The 16,313-nt window shown below is 31.2% G+C and carries 17 protein-coding genes and 1 pseudogene; 13 read left to right on the top strand and 5 right to left on the bottom strand.

Annotated features, from left to right (window positions below; genetic code table 11):
• Window positions 1-9: 9 nt before the first annotated feature.
• On the bottom strand, window positions 10-171 hold the full coding sequence (locus tag QZU75_RS04175) for a hypothetical protein (protein WP_296881726.1): 162 nt from the start codon (window positions 169-171) through the stop codon (window positions 10-12).
• 399 nt (window positions 172-570) lie between these two features.
• Window positions 571-1,056, bottom strand: a complete 486-nt coding sequence (gene tsaA, locus QZU75_RS04170; RefSeq protein WP_296881725.1) for a tRNA (N6-threonylcarbamoyladenosine(37)-N6)-methyltransferase TrmO — start codon at window positions 1,054-1,056, stop codon at window positions 571-573.
• A 279-nt stretch (window positions 1,057-1,335) separates the two neighbouring features.
• On the opposite strand from tsaA, the pseudogene QZU75_RS04165 reads away from it, so the two are divergent.
• Window positions 1,336-1,440, top strand: a pseudogene (locus QZU75_RS04165) (TOBE domain-containing protein); the annotation flags it as partial.
• Window positions 1,441-1,455: 15 nt separating this feature from the next.
• The gene (locus QZU75_RS04160) at window positions 1,456-1,662 is read left to right on the top strand and encodes a molybdopterin-binding protein (RefSeq protein WP_296881734.1); all 207 of its coding nucleotides are present in this window, start codon (window positions 1,456-1,458) and stop codon (window positions 1,660-1,662) included.
• Between the two features lie 187 nt (window positions 1,663-1,849).
• On the opposite strand, the gene QZU75_RS04155 is transcribed toward QZU75_RS04160, so the two are convergent.
• Window positions 1,850-2,287 carry a molybdenum cofactor biosynthesis protein MoaE gene (locus QZU75_RS04155; protein ID WP_296881723.1) on the bottom strand — a complete coding sequence of 146 codons (438 nt, stop codon included), beginning with the start codon at window positions 2,285-2,287 and terminating at the stop codon, window positions 1,850-1,852.
• Between the two features lie 52 nt (window positions 2,288-2,339).
• Window positions 2,340-2,873: a nicotinamide-nucleotide adenylyltransferase gene (locus tag QZU75_RS04150; protein ID WP_296881720.1), complete on the bottom strand. Its 534-nt coding sequence runs from the start codon at window positions 2,871-2,873 to the stop codon at window positions 2,340-2,342.
• Window positions 2,874-3,028: 155 nt separating this feature from the next.
• On the opposite strand from QZU75_RS04150, the gene QZU75_RS04145 reads away from it, so the two are divergent.
• The 10 genes from QZU75_RS04145 (at window position 3,029) to QZU75_RS04100 (ending at window position 14,466) form a co-directional block, all read left to right on the top strand.
• Complete coding sequence (locus QZU75_RS04145) at window positions 3,029-3,685, top strand: hypothetical protein (RefSeq protein ID WP_296881719.1); 657 nt, start codon at window positions 3,029-3,031, stop codon at window positions 3,683-3,685.
• Window positions 3,686-3,688: 3 nt separating this feature from the next.
• On the top strand, window positions 3,689-4,219 hold the full coding sequence (locus tag QZU75_RS04140) for a DUF367 family protein (RefSeq protein WP_296881718.1): 531 nt from the start codon (window positions 3,689-3,691) through the stop codon (window positions 4,217-4,219).
• A gap of 87 nt (window positions 4,220-4,306) precedes the next feature.
• A complete protein-coding gene (locus tag QZU75_RS04135; protein WP_296881717.1) occupies window positions 4,307-4,777 on the top strand; it encodes a DUF2124 family protein in 471 nt (156 codons plus the stop codon).
• A gap of 231 nt (window positions 4,778-5,008) precedes the next feature.
• Complete coding sequence (locus tag QZU75_RS04130) at window positions 5,009-5,155, top strand: 50S ribosomal protein L40e (RefSeq protein ID WP_292741479.1); 147 nt, start codon at window positions 5,009-5,011, stop codon at window positions 5,153-5,155.
• Window positions 5,156-5,231: 76 nt separating this feature from the next.
• A complete protein-coding gene (locus QZU75_RS04125) occupies window positions 5,232-5,984 on the top strand; it encodes a geranylgeranylglyceryl/heptaprenylglyceryl phosphate synthase (RefSeq protein ID WP_296881715.1) in 753 nt (250 codons plus the stop codon).
• A 64-nt stretch (window positions 5,985-6,048) separates the two neighbouring features.
• A complete protein-coding gene (locus QZU75_RS04120; RefSeq protein ID WP_296881713.1) occupies window positions 6,049-7,125 on the top strand; it encodes a DNA double-strand break repair nuclease NurA in 1,077 nt (358 codons plus the stop codon).
• The gene (locus QZU75_RS04115) at window positions 7,119-8,633 is read left to right on the top strand and encodes an ATP-binding protein (protein WP_296881711.1); all 1,515 of its coding nucleotides are present in this window, start codon (window positions 7,119-7,121) and stop codon (window positions 8,631-8,633) included. The genes QZU75_RS04120 and QZU75_RS04115 overlap by 7 nt, the downstream gene beginning before the upstream one ends.
• 154 nt (window positions 8,634-8,787) lie before the next feature.
• Window positions 8,788-10,281 (top strand): hypothetical protein, encoded by a 1,494-nt coding sequence (locus tag QZU75_RS04110; protein WP_296881709.1) that lies wholly within the window; start codon window positions 8,788-8,790, stop codon window positions 10,279-10,281.
• A gap of 181 nt (window positions 10,282-10,462) precedes the next feature.
• Window positions 10,463-11,722, top strand: a complete 1,260-nt coding sequence (locus QZU75_RS04105) for a DNA repair exonuclease (RefSeq protein WP_296881707.1) — start codon at window positions 10,463-10,465, stop codon at window positions 11,720-11,722.
• Window positions 11,719-14,466, top strand: coding sequence for an AAA family ATPase (locus tag QZU75_RS04100; protein ID WP_296881706.1), 2,748 nt, complete (start codon window positions 11,719-11,721; stop codon window positions 14,464-14,466). Before QZU75_RS04105 ends, QZU75_RS04100 begins: the two co-directional genes overlap by 4 nt.
• A gap of 24 nt (window positions 14,467-14,490) precedes the next feature.
• Here the strand turns inward: QZU75_RS04100 and QZU75_RS04095 are convergent, their stop codons facing one another.
• The gene (locus tag QZU75_RS04095; RefSeq protein ID WP_296881704.1) at window positions 14,491-14,883 is read right to left on the bottom strand and encodes a nuclease; all 393 of its coding nucleotides are present in this window, start codon (window positions 14,881-14,883) and stop codon (window positions 14,491-14,493) included.
• A 118-nt stretch (window positions 14,884-15,001) separates the two neighbouring features.
• Between QZU75_RS04095 and QZU75_RS04090 the strand changes: the two genes are divergently transcribed.
• A complete protein-coding gene (locus tag QZU75_RS04090; protein WP_296881702.1) occupies window positions 15,002-16,285 on the top strand; it encodes a Mur ligase family protein in 1,284 nt (427 codons plus the stop codon).
• Window positions 16,286-16,313: the final 28 nt, after the last annotated feature.

Genomic DNA, 16,313 nt, shown 5'->3' with positions numbered 1-16,313 from the left:
GGTAGAACTCTACCTACAACCATTCTTTTTTTTAGACATTACCTCAATGATAATGTCATCTTCACATTCATGTTGAATCAAACGCATCACTTCTTTCGTCATTCCAGCAATGTCTGAATCTATCAATCCATGTTGATTGTCCAGTATATACTGGGTGGCGAATATTTCCATGTTTTTTCAAATTTAAATATTTTTGGGGGACTGGAATATGTGGTTTTTGGGGTGGTGTGGCGTTATTGTTGAATGGAGGAATGATAAAATTAATGATATAAATGAAAGTGTATTATTTACTCATGCTTTTCTATAATTAAACCTTATTTATTTTTTTCTGATTTTAGTTGGAACTATTTATTTTCCAATTGCAATAATTTTATTATTTACATTACAATTCAGAAAAAGATTATTCTATTTTAAAATAAGTATAAATAATATGTTTGAATTTATTTTTTGTTTTATTCTAATATTTGAAATGTAACATGTAATTAAATTAATATTTTTTGGAATTAACTTAAAAAACAATATGTATGGAAGAATTGATTTTTTAATTCCTTCCATTTCAAAAGATAGTGATTATTTGAATCTATCATCTGCTTTTTGTGATTTTGCTTTTTGGTGCTTTGTTTCAAACCATCCTATTCTTAACTCGTCTATTGTATCCTCATATAATTGGGGTACATAAGGTTTGATGTCCAAAAGCGGTGTTCCATTTAAAATGTCCACATTTTCAATAAAAACTGTATTGCCTTCTACTTTATTTATTTTAACAACGCTCATTCCAATTCTGTTTGGTCTTTTTGGTGATCTTGTTGCAAATACTCCGTGTGTATTGTTATCCATAAAAGGCTTTACTTCAAGCATGTATCCTTCCACTTTGTGAAGCAGGTAAATTAAATGAATATGGGAAAATCCTTCCAAATCCTTAAGTCCTTCAACATATTTATCTTCAATTTCAATTGTTCCTTTTATTCCTTTTGCACCGGTTGGCTGAATTGGCATACCTTCAATTTCATTAAATTCTGTATGGATAGTACCAATTGATTCTAATTCGATATTCATGTATATTATTTTTGATTTGTTTTTTAATAAAATTTTCTGGATGCTTTATATATTATGTAATGAATTTTATGAATTTCGATAGAATTTAAAATTAACTAATATAAATTAATATTATAATTTATAAAGATTATATTTTTTTTTATTTTTATTTTTATATTATTATAATATTTTGAATTTAATTTTAATAATTTTAATTGCTTTTAAAAAATATTTTTTTATTTTTGATATCGATATGAAGCATTTTCGGTAATCGTTCTAAAAAGCCTTATTTATAATGTTATTACTGCTGTTATTACCAAAGAATCTGCTGAAAAATTAGGTTTAACTGAAGGCGATGATGTAACTGCTATCATCAAATCAACTGAAGTAATCATTGGAAAATAAATGGGACGTGAAAATATGCAACTTAGTGGAAGAAATCAATTAGAAGGTAAAATTACAAATGTTGAACTTGGTGCTGTAATGGCTAACGTTAAAATTGAAATTAGTGAACCTAATGTTATTACTGCTGTTATTACTAAAGAATCTGCTGAAAAATTAGGTTTAACTGAAGGCGATGATGTAACTGCTATCATCAAATCAACTGAAGTTATTGTAGGAAAATAAATTTAAATGTCTGGGGAGATTTTTAAATAATAACTTCTTAAGAAATCTTAAAATGTACTGACTTAATTAAAAAAATTAGTTAGGTTAGTAGGATTTAAATCCTGCTATTCCTAATAGTATTAACACCACAAAAATAATCAAAACCTTTTTTTAGAATGGTTTCGGATTTTAAAATAAATCTTAAAAATTATCCTCCTGCAAGGATAGTTTTAGTTCCTTCTTCGGAAATCTCTTCTTTTTTAAACTCTACTTCATATTTTACAGTTTCAATAACTTCTTTTAATGCATCAAGAGTTTCGCCACGATGATTTCCTAAAACTGCAACTAAAAATAACATGTCTCCTGTATAAAATTCACCAATATAGTGAACAACGGATATTTCATTAACATTATATTTTATTTTTGCATTTTCAACAATTTTTTCAATCTCTTTTTGAGTTTTTTCTTTGTCAGGTGTAGTTAAAATTAATTTTTTCAAGTTCATGTTTTCTTCTTTTCCACGAACTATTCCTTCAAATGTAAAAATAGCTCCTGAATAATCAATTTTACTACTTTTCTTTATTTCAGCGATTAAATCTGCTGTTGTAATTTTATCTTCTTTTGCTTCAATAACTCTTACAACCATTATTTTCATCTCCAGTATTAAACTTTGGTCAAATTAATATAAATAACTATTGTTATATATCACTAATTTCCTTAACTGATAAATTTTTAATTCTTTCAATTCCTTTAATTTCTTCAAGGACATCTGCAGTTGCCTTTGGAACTAATTCACGCCAGTTTGAATCCTCAAGAATACGTTTTCTGACTTCTGTTCCGGATAAATGTAAGCGATCGTAAAGTGGGGGCTGCCTTACTTCATAACCCTCTTCCGAGAAGAGCTGCTTGACTAAAGGGTTTCCGGAATACACTATTGAAAATGGAGGAGTTAACATTTTGACATGAGAAGCCCAGATTGCGTTAAAGTTAATGTCCTGCATTGGAATAATATAGTATCTGCTTGGATCAACGTCAGCTTCAGCCAGAGCCTGTGATATCATGACAATTCTTTCACCTGCGGTAAAGGGGTCTTTAAGCTCATGGCTTATCTGAGCACTACCTATTCCTATAATGATTTCATCAACTTCTTCCAAAATCTTATTGATGACTTGCATATGTCCATTATGTACTGGCTGCATTCTACCAATCAATATTCCTCGAACTTTTTGCATATTTACCACGCTAAAGATTTAATTAATCTAAATTATTCATATTAGTAATATACAAAAATTATGTTATTATTAATTAAAATACTTTTTTAATCAAAACAAAGTATATTAAAGACTTTTTACAAATTATAAAATTAACAAATTATGGAGTTTTCATAATGGAAGATAAATATACAATTATAATTTTAGCAGCTGTTGTTGTAGTTATTGCAATTGCAGGTTATATTTTTGCTACTGGAATGTTAAACGGCAATGGACCTGCCCAAACAAGTCCATTAAAAACAGAATTTATGGAAGGGAATTTTGTAGGTAATGTAAGTTTAGAAAATGACTCAAAAAACTTCATGCATTCCTATGAAGATAAACAGCATCATATCACATATAACATTTCCACTGTGGACAATTCAACTGCACTAATGGAAATATATGAACTTCAAGGTGTTACAAACCCTGAAAAGAGATCATTCAATGGCGTTGACTGGAACATCTACTTTACTCAGGCAGTACCTGGAAATGACACAAATAATACTAACAAGACTATGAATATTATAATCTGTCAGCACCAAGGTGAAAAACAGGGATATCTTATATATGCAATATTCGACGGCGAATCCGATGTAAATGCATCAGGTCAAATGTTCTCTCCTGCTTATAAGGAGTATATAGAGCCTTTGCTTAAAAGCATATCACTAAAAGAAAGTAAAAATGTTCCAAAAATCAATGAAGAATATGGACTAAGTGAAGATGAATTTGCTAAACAAATGGATTTGATTCATCAATATAAAGCAGGTAATACCTCTGCTTTAGAAGGTTAAAATATGAAAATTACAGTTTTCCATGCAGATGAATGTGATAAAAAAAGGTGCACTGCCATAAAGATGTCAAAAATGGGTAAGTGCAGACTGGTTCATGATATAAATAAGATACCTTCAGGAGCCATTGTTTTAAATCCATATGCTGAGAAAGCTGTATCATATGAAGACTATAGATATGTCCATAGAAGAGGAATTGTAGGACTTGACTGTTCATGGAATGAAGTGTCAAGTTCTAAAAAATTCTTTTCACTTTCAAAATACCACCGATCATTACCTTTCTTAATTGCAACCAATCCTGTAAATTATGGAAAACCTTGCATTTTATCAACAGTTGAAGCAGTAAGTGCAACACTTTATATTACTCGTTTTAAAGAGGAGGCACGTGATTTAATGAATGGTTATAAATGGGGCCATACATTTTTAGAACTAAATCACGAACTGCTTGAAGCTTATAGTGAAGTTGACACCAGTGCTGAAGTTGTTAAAGTTCAAAATGAATTTCTCGCTGAGAAAGGCATTAATTCAGTTGAGTAATCTTTATTTTTTTCTGATTTTTTTTAATGAATGTCCTAAAGTTTAAATCACAAGTTTTATTACTTGAATTTACAAACTTATTATTAGGTGATTAATATAAGCTCAAATCAAAACAGTGGACTTAACGGTTTACTAACAATATTCAAAAAAGAAGCAGTCGAGGCATCTAAAATTACTTTTATTGGAAGTCCTGGTCTTTGCACACCATTTGCAGAATTTCTGAGTTATGGAGTAAATGACAAACAAACACATTTTATTCCTTTGCTTGATTGTGATGACTGTCATGAATTCGAATTAAAATCATATGGTATGGCACTTAATAGTGAAGTTTCAGACCCTCATGATTCTGACATTGTCGTTCTATTGGGTGGATTGGCTATGCCTGAGTTTAATGTGGATGTAGATGAATTGGTCAATCTGGTCAATGAAATTCTAAAAAAAGACGGTAAAATCATTGGTGTTTGCTTCATGAACATGTTTGCTGACTTTGGATGGTTGGAAAAGATTAATTTTGACTGTGTTATTGATGGAACACTGATTCCAATGGTTCAAAAATAACTCGGGATTGGAATTCCGCAATGCCATTTTCTAAAACTTCTTTGAAATCATGATATCAGTTAAAAATATTTTAAATGAATAAATTTCTTTAATTTAGGGATTTTTAACTAAACATTTAAATACTATTAAAGTAAAATAATTAATTAATAGTTATGAAGAGTGAATAATTGCTTTTAGTTTCATAACATTTTTATTATTACTGAATTTTCATGATTATAGGAGGAGTTATTAATGGCAAGATTTGAAGTAGCAGAAAACAGAATGTTCAATGTAAAAATCTGCTTAAAATGTAATGCTCGTAACCCTGCTGGTGCAACTACTTGCAGAAAATGTGGTTACAAAGGTTTAAGATACAAAGCCAAAGAACCAAGAGGATAGATTTATTCTCTTTACTTTTTTTATTATTTTTTTCAATACAATACTTTAATATATTATTTTTTACAAAACTTATTCTATGAAAAACGTTGAAAATTATATCCGTGATATTTTAAAAACAAGAAAAATTCATTTTACTTTAATTGATCCTGATGAACAATCTCCAGAGGAAGCTTTAGAAATAGCCACTCAAGCTATTGAAGGTGGAACTGACGGTATTATGATTGGAGGGTCTACTGTAGATGGCGATGATGTAGATAACACTTGTAAAATATTGTCTGAAAATATTGCTGTTCCAATTATTATTTTCCCAGGAAACACCAGCAGTGTAAGTGAATACGCTGATGCTATTTTTTATATGAGTTATGTGAATTCCAGAAATCCTTATTGGATTAACGGTGCTCAAGCAATTGCTGCACCATCTGTTAAAGCATCTGGAATGGAAATTTTATCAATGCATTATATTGTAATAGCACCTGGCGGAACTGTCGGGTGGGTCGGAGATGCAAATTTGGTTCCAAGAAATAAACCTAAAATACCTGCGATTTATGCGATGTCTGCTGAACTGTTCGGAATAAAATTCTTCTATCTTGAAGCGGGTTCAGGTGTTGATGAACCGATTCCTCCGGAAATGGTAGCATATTCCAAAGGAGCTGCTCCAAATACAATCATTATTGTTGGCGGAGGAATTCGTGATGCTAAAGCAGCTTATACTGCAGCAAAAGCTGGCGGAGACATAATTGTAACAGGCACTGTTGTTGAAGAAGTTACTGATGTCAAAGCTAAGATTCAGGAATTGACCGGAGCTATTAAGAAAGCTTCACTAGAGTAGTTATCAACTGCTCTCTCTAAATTTTTTTATAAAACATTAACATAATTATTGTTTAGGAGATATTATGTTAAATTCACTATATGAAAAAGCCATCGCTAAAAGAGGATTTATCCATGATATTGAATCAGAAACCAATCCTGAAGATTTATTGAACGGAAGGTGGTTTGATAGAAATATCAAAGAAAGTTCCGATGAATTCATTATTGCAGCAGGAGACGGAAGTTTCAACAAAAAGAAATTTCTAACAACCAATTTCTGTGCTGTCGGTGCTGAATCTATAATTTACGATGGTGAAATCAAAAAAATTGACGACTCGGATATTTTTGACATTGGCCATGTTTCTTTTTTGGATGAACTTTTAGGAAATTACATGGCAATATATGAGTTGAAATGCGCTCTAAGGGCTTTAAATGAATATGATGTTGATTACTATATGTTTGACGGATCCATTTTGGGAGACCTTCAAAATGCATTTCCAAGAGGCGCCAAGCTGCCAAATAAATTAAGGGAAAATCTGGATGATTCACTTAAAAACGAATTTGAGAGAAGATTAAAGATTAATCGTTACGGCTTGTCATTTCCGGAAATTAGAGATTCTCTGAAATTAATGGAATTGCCGAGAAGTGAAAATTCAAATAAGATTGAAGAGTATAATCTTCATTTAGCATCAATAGAAAAGATTATTCTTTTAAAGGAAATTCTGCAACACAGAAAAAAGATTATTTCTATTTCAAAAACCTCTTCTGATAATTCATTGTTCCATTGGAATATTCCGGATATTGCATTTTTGGATAAAAATACCAAAAAACAGGGTATTTCATTAATTAAAGATGATTTTAAAGTATATGAAAAAGCGGCTTTCCCGTATTACAATGATTTTTTCAAGGCATTGACATTTACGATTTTTTATGTAAGGCTGCAGGACAATAAAAACGTGCTGAAGGTTGAATTGCCGTATAAAGCTTCTAAACAGGAAGTGTTCAGGATAATCGAGAAAATCAACGTCCTGTCAGTTCAGGGTTATCCGTATCTATTGAATAAAGCGCACAATGATGTTGTGATTACAGACAGAAATATTAAGGAATTATTAAAAATAGCTAAGATTTACGAAACAACTAATAGGGAAGTGATGTCATGGTAGTCGGAATTTGTGTCGGTGAAACTTCACTGACTGAAGTTACATTTATTTCAGATAAAATGCCTAAAGTGGGAGAATATGTTACTATAGAATATGACGGAAAAATGGTTTTGGGCATGATTGAAAATCTGATAAGAGGAAATGATGCTTTAAATGTGGATATAAACGATTTCAAAGCAATCCAAAAAATCTCAAGAATCGGCGTTGATGAAAATTATATCAGGGGTAAAGTCAAAATTCTTGGTGATGTCAATGATAATTTAAAACTGCCTAGAACTCCAGTGCTTCCCGGAACTGAAATCAGACTGGCCGATAAGGATGTATTAAGGGAAATATTCGATGTTAAAAATGCTTTGAAGTTAGGTTGTCTTGTAAATCAGAGTGATGTGGATGTTAATGTTGATGCCAATCCGATTCTGTCAAGACATTTGGCTATTCTGGCAATGACTGGTGCAGGTAAATCAAATACTGTGTCTGTTTTGATGGACCAGCTGTTAACATATAATGTTCCTGTTTTTGTTTTTGATATGCACGGTGAGTATAAGGATGCACAGTTCCCGAATGGGCAAGTAAATGTAATTAAACCTCAAATCAATCCTAAATATATGGAATTTTATGAAATCAAGAGTCTGATGAATATTCCGAATAATGCGGTTATTCAGGAGAGATACTTTAGAGAAGCATTCAATTATGCTACTAAAAAACTCAGTGAAGGAACTCATGAAACAGTAAACTTCCTGGATTTGATGTATAATTACCTTGAAGATAAATCAGGGATTAATGATGAGGATGCAAAGGTTGAAAAGACTATGGTTGACGTGATGAACAAGATTACTGATTCGAAACTTAAATACTCCAAGCTATTTTATCAGAATGCTTCAAACATCATATCCAACATTAAGGCAGGATATTTAAATGTCCTTGATTTAAGTCAGGTTGATGAATATGTTGCTACCGTTCTTGTCAGCCATATTTTAAGAAATTCACTTCAAAGGTCAAAAGATGCTGCTCATAGTGGAAATAAAGCCGATCTGCTAAACAATTCTGTATTTTTCATCTTAGAAGAAGCTCATATATTGGCTCCAAATAAGCGTGATTCAGATTCTAAAAGATGGATACAGAGAGTTGCAAGGGAAGGGCGTAAATTTGGTTTAGGATTATGTCTTGTAAGCCAATCTCCTAAAACAGTTGATCATGATGCTCTGTCTCAAATGAATAACATGATAATCCTAAGGCTTGTTGAGCCTGAAGACCAAAGGCATGTCCAGTCAGCAAGTGAAAGTCTCTCACAAGATTTGGTTAACCAGCTTCCGTCCTTGAACGTTGGAGAGGCAATAGTTTTAGGTTTAATGAGCAAAGTTCCTACTCTTGTTAAAATCGATGAGTTTAAAGGTCGTCGCCATGGTGATGACATGGACATTGTATCTTATTTTAAGGATATCAAGGAAAGAAAAGAAAAGGAACTGCGTGAAGCTGAACAAGAGACTTTGGACATGGGTTATGATTATTAGATTTTGAACGAACAATATTATATTATTGTTCAATTCTTTTTTTAATTATTTGTATAATAACTTTTATTAATTAATTTAATCAATAACTAATAGTATAGATTTATTAAATTTTTTTAGAATAATTTTAATTTATTCTTATTTTTGTGGTGTGTATATGAATAAAAATTTTTCAGAAGATGATTTAAAGAGCAATATCGGAAAAATATTTTTTGCCGTTAGTGTTTTACTTGGAATTTATTTGTTTTTTTCACCAATCAGCAATGTTTTAATACATATTGATGAATGGTGGACAGTCGCTTTGATAAAAACATCCTTTTTGGAATGTTTGAAAATAACAATTAAGGATGTTCATCCTCCTTTGTACTACATGATAGTTCAAACGGTCTGTTATGTTCTAAATGCTCTTCATATTCAATATGATTTGATATCTGTTTTAAAGATAATTTCATTTGTTCCATATTTTATTGTTTTGGGCATTAGTGCAACTAAAATAAGAAAAGAATACGGCTGGCTGACTGTTGGTATATTTACATTTTCAATTATAGCCATGTCATTCTTCTTTAGAGGATATTCCACAATTAGGATGTACAGCTGGAGTTTACTGTTCCTTCTTATGTCTTTTTTATATTTCAGGCAAGTCATCGCAAAATCTGATAGAAAATCATGGGCACTGTTTATATTGTTTACACTGCTCGGAGCTTATACACATTATTTCGTATTGGTTAGCTCTGCATTGATGTATCTAATGTTATTTATCCGTATTTTCATCAATAATGATGGCATTGATAAAAAAGAGGAACTGAAAAAATGGATAGTGGCCAGTATTTCCACTGTGATTTTATATGCCCCGTGGATATTTGTTTTAATGAAACAGGTAAGTAAAACCATGGAATATCAAAAGAATTTTCCACATTTATATGATCTGTTCAGTTATGTTTCATGGTTTGCAGTAAACAGTACTACTGATTTTTCTTATGTTGATTTCGGTTTTAGAATCCTTGCAATACTCTTTTTAGTATTCATGATAATAATTTTTGTAAAACAGTCAAAAAGCACAGATTTCAATGAAAATTATTTTATCTCTTCAGGTTTTATATTATATTTACTGACTTTAGCTATAGGAGTAACTGCAATCGTTTTAACATATAAACCGTTAGTAATCAGATACCTGATACCTGTAATCTCACTGTTATGGCTGTCCTGTGCAATTGTCATTGGAAAGATTAAAGACCGGAAGATTTTAGTGATTTCTATTATTTTAGTACTTCTATTGGGTGCTTACGGATTGGCTGTTACTTATGATACAAATAATCAGATAAAAGACGATGGAAGTGAGATGATTGCGGCATTGGATAAATTAAACAATGACAGCAATGTTGTAGTATTTAATCAGGACTTTTTATATGTCTGTTATCATGATTATGTTGACAATGCTAAACTGTATGCTACTCAGAAAGACATCAGATTTGATTATAAGCTGGATGACGTCAAATCAGGTAGTAATCTGACAACTATCATGAAGGAAAATCATGGTAAAAAAGTGTATATGATTGATACGTTTCCGGATAAAAATTTCAAATTTGAAAATAATATAACAGGTAAGAAAGTCTATAAGCATCAGGATATGTATTTCCTGAAACTTTCTTAACTTCTTTTTTTATTCATTATTTTCTTTTTTTTAAAAAATTTTAACTTAATATCAATTTTGATTTCTTATCAAATGCTCTCTTTGCAAACAATTAAATATAAAATGGTATAAACTATAATTAGTTAAATACTGTGAAAGTGTTTAAATTGGTTATATACAATAAATTAAAATAGGTAATATAATGAAATTTGCACATTTAGCAGACACTCATTTAGGTTATCGCCAATTTGGTTTAATTGAGCGTGAAAAAGACTTTTATGAAGTGTTTGGAAAAGTTATAGATAAAATTATTGAAGAAAATGTAGACTTTGTAATACATAGTGGAGACTTATTCGAAACCGCAAAACCATCTCCAATGGCACTTTTAGAATTCCAAAAAGGATTATTGAAACTTAAGGGTGCAGGAATTCCAGTCTATGCAATAGCAGGAAATCATGATTCAGTTGCCCGCAGAGGATCAATTCCTCCTCAGGTGATTTTTAAGAAATTAGGATTGAAAGTAATCAGTCCAATCAATACAAATTACATGCAGGATGACATATTTATTGCAGGACTGCCATATTATCCTGCTTCACAATCCAGAGTTTTAAAATCCAAATTAGCGGAACTGTCCAAAAAAGCAGCTGACTATGATAAATCTATTTTGGTGCTGCATCAGGGAATTGACAAGTACTTCGGTTACCAGTATGAGCTGGAAATTGGAGATATTCCTGACAATTTCTCATATTATGCAATGGGCCATATCCATAAATATATCTGTGACGATTTTGGAAAAGGCAAACTGGTTTATCCGGGTTCAAGTGAAATTTGGAAAACCGATGAGCTTGAAGATTATGCTAGAAACGGAAAAGGTTTTGTCGTTGTTGATATGGATGGTCCAAAACCTGTTGTCAAAAGGGTTAATGTGGATATTTCACGTACCTTTGTCAAAAGGTCTCTTGACTACAATAATCTGGGAAGCGGAATAGCAGGAATAAGAGAAACCATTAAGGATTTTGACAAACCTCCAATACTGAATTTGGAAATCAATAATGTCGAATCTGATACAAGCTTTGTTTATGAAATGATTAACGATGAATTGGGAGAATTGTCTTTAATTATCCGACCTAATTTTAACATGGTCGGAGAAGAATCTATTGATATAATTATCAACGAAAACAATCGTGTAGGTCCTAAAGAATTAATTGTTGAAAAGCTAAAGGGCTACGGCAATAGTGATGTCAATAAATTGGCTATTGACCTGTATGACTATTTATCAAAGGACCGCATTGAAGATTCACAGGATATTATTGACCAATTTTTCCAAGAGCATTACAATACTGTAAAAGATGATGTTGAATTTAAAATAGAAAAAGAAGAAATTGAAGAGGTTGAAGAAGAAACTCCAGAAGAACAACCTAAAGATGTTCAAGTAACATTTAAGAAGGAGGTTCAGCAATGATTTTCAAAAAATTAAAATTAACTAATTTTAAATCACATCAAAGCACAATAATAGGATTCGATAAAGGAATAAGTGTTATAGTTGGTGAAAACGGTGCAGGTAAATCAACTATCCTGGAAGCTATTAGTTTTGCTTTATTCAAACAGCATACTGCTAAAAAAATTGATGATTTAGTTAGAAATAATGCCGATAACATGGCTGTTGAATTGGAATTCACATCAAATGGTAAAGATTATAAAATTGTCCGTGAAAAGAAATCCAATCTGAAATCTTCCATTTACACAAAAACTTCTAATGAAGGAGGTTTTGTCCACATTTGTACAGGTGACAGGGAAGTGAATGATGAAATTCGCCAGATTTTGGATATTGATTCCGATTTGTTCCTGAATGCCATTTACATAAGGCAAGGTGAAATTGCTGATTTGGTGGATAAGACACCTGCTGAGAAAAAGTTATTGATTGCAAAGCTATTAGGTATTGATTCACTTGAAAAGTCATGGAAAAATTTATTGCCGTTCATTAATGATTATGAAAATCGGCTTTCAGAACTTAAGGGTAAACTATACAATTCAAAAGAACTGAAAGATGAATATGATACAAAGAAAAATGAATTGGATGATTTGAAAGATAAGGGTCATGAACTTGAAAGCCAATTGAATGATGTTACCTCCTCACTGCAGGAAATCTCTGAAAGTAAAAGGGATATGGAAAGAGAAAAACAAATCCATGATAAACAGTTAACTAATCTGGAAATTGAAGAAGCCAATTTTTCCAAACTTGAAGAAAGTAAACGTTCTATTCAGGAAGAACTTGATAAAATCAGAGAGGATGAGGAAAGAATTTCCAGACTTGAAAAATATGTTTCCAAATTAGACGTTTATCTTGATTTCGAAAAATCAGTTGTAGGAATTCAAAACTTGAAAAAAGAAGAAAAACAGATAACTGAAAAATTGGAATCAATTGCCAATCAAAAAGTAATCGTTGCTGATAAAAAAAGTGATTATAATAAATTTTTAGCATCCGATGAAGAAATATCCAAATTGGATAATCGTAAAGTTAAATATGAAAAAGAATTGGCTACCATGGCCAAACTTGAACAAGATAAAAAAGATTTATTGAAATCCATTGAAGATGAAAGAAACAATATCAGAGATTTCTTCTCAAAAGCAAAAGATAAACTTGATGATAACGGAATGTCTCAAGAAGATCTCGATGCAATTGATGACTTTAACCATCTTGAAGAAGCAACCAATAAGTTTATAGATGAAATCAAACAAAAAATCGAAAGTTTGTCTAATGACATCATTTCCAAAAACGAGGACATTGTAATATTCAAACAGAATATTAAAGCATCCCAAAAACCTTTGAAGGAATTGGCTGATGTTGAAAATAGATGTCCTGTCTGTCAATCAGAAATTGATTACAAAAAGAAATCACAATTGATTCAGAATTATGAAATTGAAATAGCAGATAATGAGAAGTTAATTGCTCAAAATGAGGAAGATGTAAAATTACTTTCTAAAAATAAGAAAAGCCTTGAAGAAAAACTTGTTGTTATCAATGATTTATCCAAAGAGATTATTGAATACAAACAAAAAGTCAATCATCTTGAAGGTGAAGTTTCAAAATTAAATAAACTTGATGAAGGACTTGAATCCAAAGAATTTATCAGCAATAAACTAGGTGAATTGATTTTAGTTATAGCCAATATCAAATCTGATCGTGAATCTTATAAAGCTTCTTATGATGCATATAATAAAGCTAAAGGTGCACTTGAAGTTTTAGGCAGTGAAACTGATGCTCAATTTAAATTAAAACAGGTCAGAAATGAAATTGACACTCATGTTAAAAATATCAAGCGTGCTATTGAGCAAGACCCTCATTTGACTGGTGACATCAGTGCCAGTGAGCTTCAAGACCGTATCGAAGATTTAAAACAGAAAAATGAAGAATATAACCAGCTTAAAGGTTTTGTTCAAAATAAGAAATCTTTGATGACACAGCTTGATACTATAAAAGAGAATATTGGTGTCAGCATAAATGAGATTGAAGTTATCAAAAACAAGATTGAAGCATCTATTTATGACAAGGAAAGATATGAACATATCGTATATCGCTTTGAAATGTATGAAAGACAGCAAAATGCCTTCAATACTCAACTTTCAGAACTTAAAGGAAGAGCTCGTGAATCAATTAATTATCTTAAAGATTTAAGAGAAAGAATACAAACCACAGATAAGTTCCAGCAAGAGTATAATGACATTTCAGATTATATTAACTTGTTAAGTCATATCAGGAATCTGTATAGTAAAAATGGTATTCAAAAGGATTTAAGAAGCATTTCAAAACCTTTAATCCAAAAATACACAAAAGAATTCTTCAATGAATTCAACTTTAATTACTCCGATTTAACATTGGACGATGAGTATGATGTTACTGTTTACGGTCCTGAAGGTGAATCTTCAATGAGTATGGTTAGTGGTGGTGAAAAAATAGCTATTGCACTGGCTTTAAGACTTGGTATTACTCGTGCAATGTCTAAAGGAGAACTGGATACAATTTTATTGGATGAGCCTACAATTCATTTGGACAGTTCAAGAAAACATGAACTTATCAATCTGTTAAAGGACATGTCTGTTTTACCGCAAATGATAATTGTAACTCATGAAAGTCAGCTGGAAAATGCTGCCGACAATTTAATTAAAGTTGAAAAAGAAAATGGTATTTCAAAAGTTTCATTTTAAATATCATTTTTTTAATTATTTTTTTTACATTAAATCCGCATCTTTAACAGAATCGATTATGCAGTTTGCATTCCATCCGACGATGGTTGCAGCCTTTTCTTCTAATATTTCTGGAACTTCTTCAAGTCCTAAAGGTCTTACCAAAACTATTGGTATGTTGTATTTTTCACCTGCATTTAATAATGTTTCAAATAATTCCTTATTGTCATTGTAAAGGCCTGCAAGCAATATGATTCTGTCTACTTTTGAATAAAACTCTTCGCTTGCATGTTCATATGAACCTGAAATAGATTCCTTCCATAAAAAATCCACTTTTTCATATAATTTTTGTGTGAACTGTCCATATTCATTTTTTAAATCTGTACCATGTGATATAATTAAATTATAAATCTTATCATCTTTTTCATCTTCAAACATTTTATCACCTTGCTAATATTTTTAAAAATCTAGTATAAAATAATTGTTATTGCAAAATATTTATTAGTTTTAAAATAATAAGTTAATATGATAAATATTTTTTTTGGAATTGTTTTTTATGAAAGCGGCAGTAATAGGTTTGGGAGTAGAAGGAAAAAAAGCAGTTAATTCCCTTTTAAAGCATGGTTGGGAAGTTTATGCAACTGATTTAAATGTTAATGTTGATTTAGAGGGCTTAAATTTGCCTTTATTATCAATGGATTTAATGGATGATGAACAGACTGTTTCAATAGTTGGCGAAAATATTACTTTGGATTTAGGTTTTACAAATCCTTATGCCATTGAACAATGTGATGCCGTTGCTATAAGTCCCAGTATGTATGGGGGAAGCTTTGCAACTAAATTGCTTGAAAATGGAGAACTTTTAAGTGATGTTGTAACTAAGCACAAGGATATTTTTACAATTGGAATAACAGGAACAAACGGTAAAACAACCACTGTTCATATGATAAAAAGCATTTTGGAAAATGCCGGTAAAAAAGTTTTAGTCGGCGGAAATGGTGGTGGAGGATTTTCAGGTTATTATGATTTGATTCTTGAAGCCAGTGAAGGTGAATATGATATACTGCTTGTTGAAGTTTGTGATATGACACTGGACTTCTGCAAGTATTCTTTTGATTTTGACATGATCGGTCTTACAAATATCGGAAATGACCATATGGACGTTCACAAAACAATTGCCAACTATAAAAATTCACTTGTAAGATTTTTCTCAGATACATTAATATTCACTGCTTTCAATCAGGATTTCAACTCAGATTTTAAGGAATCTGCAAGTAAGACAATTCCCTATTTTGAGTATCAGGATGAATTAAAATTGTTCGGTAAGTTTAACCTGCTTAATGCAGGTCTTGCATCTGCCATTACTCGTGAGCTTAAAGTATCCAAGGAGGTTATCAAATCAACTTTGGCCGATTTCAATGCCGTTGAAGGCAGATTGGATGTTTATAAAATTAATGATGCTCAGGTTTATGTTGGAAAAACAGATAATTCAGATGCACTCGCATCTATTTTAGCTGAAAAAGATTTTTATGCTATATTCATTGGAACTCCAAGACACAACGAAATCCACAGGCTTGACATTCTGGATGTTGCGGTAAAATATAATCCGGAAGTAATTGTGCTCTTTCCTGGTTTGGATGATACTTTGGATATCGCAATTTACAGGATTAATTCTTTAGGATACATGGGAAATATTATCACTGTTAATTCACTTGATGAGATTATTGAGCTGGTGGCGGAATATTCTCATGAAGATGCAATACTCATTGGTGGAAACGGTCAAGATACTATTATTGATATTCAAGAAAGAATTAAACTGATTTCTGAAAAACTTTCATAATGATAACTATATTTTTATATGCGTGTTG

Source organism: uncultured Methanobrevibacter sp., assembly GCF_902764455.1.
Classification (GTDB): Archaea; Methanobacteriota; Methanobacteria; order Methanobacteriales; family Methanobacteriaceae; genus Methanocatella.
The sequence above is the reverse complement of the archived record's forward strand: the minus strand, read 5'-3'. Positions and strand labels throughout refer to the sequence as shown.

What these genes read in the sequence shown, in the direction of transcription:
- QZU75_RS04115 (WP_296881711.1), top strand. Translation starts at nt 7,119, where the DNA reads ATGGTAGTCGGAATTTGTGTCGGTGAAACTTCACTGACTGAAGTTACA.
- QZU75_RS04140 (WP_296881718.1), top strand. Translation starts at nt 3,689, where the DNA reads ATGAAAATTACAGTTTTCCATGCAGATGAATGTGATAAAAAAAGGTGC.
- QZU75_RS04100 (WP_296881706.1), top strand. Translation starts at nt 11,719, where the DNA reads ATGATTTTCAAAAAATTAAAATTAACTAATTTTAAATCACATCAAAGC.
- QZU75_RS04110 (WP_296881709.1), top strand. Translation starts at nt 8,788, where the DNA reads ATGAATAAAAATTTTTCAGAAGATGATTTAAAGAGCAATATCGGAAAA.
- QZU75_RS04090 (WP_296881702.1), top strand. Translation starts at nt 15,002, where the DNA reads ATGAAAGCGGCAGTAATAGGTTTGGGAGTAGAAGGAAAAAAAGCAGTT.
- QZU75_RS04145 (WP_296881719.1), top strand. Translation starts at nt 3,029, where the DNA reads ATGGAAGATAAATATACAATTATAATTTTAGCAGCTGTTGTTGTAGTT.
- QZU75_RS04175 (WP_296881726.1), bottom strand. Translation starts at nt 171, where the DNA reads ATGGAAATATTCGCCACCCAGTATATACTGGACAATCAACATGGATTG.
- QZU75_RS04120 (WP_296881713.1), top strand. Translation starts at nt 6,049, where the DNA reads ATGTTAAATTCACTATATGAAAAAGCCATCGCTAAAAGAGGATTTATC.
- QZU75_RS04130 (WP_292741479.1), top strand. Translation starts at nt 5,009, where the DNA reads ATGGCAAGATTTGAAGTAGCAGAAAACAGAATGTTCAATGTAAAAATC.
- tsaA (WP_296881725.1), bottom strand. Translation starts at nt 1,056, where the DNA reads ATGAATATCGAATTAGAATCAATTGGTACTATCCATACAGAATTTAAT.
- QZU75_RS04095 (WP_296881704.1), bottom strand. Translation starts at nt 14,883, where the DNA reads ATGTTTGAAGATGAAAAAGATGATAAGATTTATAATTTAATTATATCA.
- QZU75_RS04125 (WP_296881715.1), top strand. Translation starts at nt 5,232, where the DNA reads ATGAAAAACGTTGAAAATTATATCCGTGATATTTTAAAAACAAGAAAA.
- QZU75_RS04155 (WP_296881723.1), bottom strand. Translation starts at nt 2,287, where the DNA reads ATGGTTGTAAGAGTTATTGAAGCAAAAGAAGATAAAATTACAACAGCA.
- QZU75_RS04160 (WP_296881734.1), top strand. Translation starts at nt 1,456, where the DNA reads ATGCAACTTAGTGGAAGAAATCAATTAGAAGGTAAAATTACAAATGTT.
- QZU75_RS04150 (WP_296881720.1), bottom strand. Translation starts at nt 2,873, where the DNA reads ATGCAAAAAGTTCGAGGAATATTGATTGGTAGAATGCAGCCAGTACAT.
- QZU75_RS04105 (WP_296881707.1), top strand. Translation starts at nt 10,463, where the DNA reads ATGAAATTTGCACATTTAGCAGACACTCATTTAGGTTATCGCCAATTT.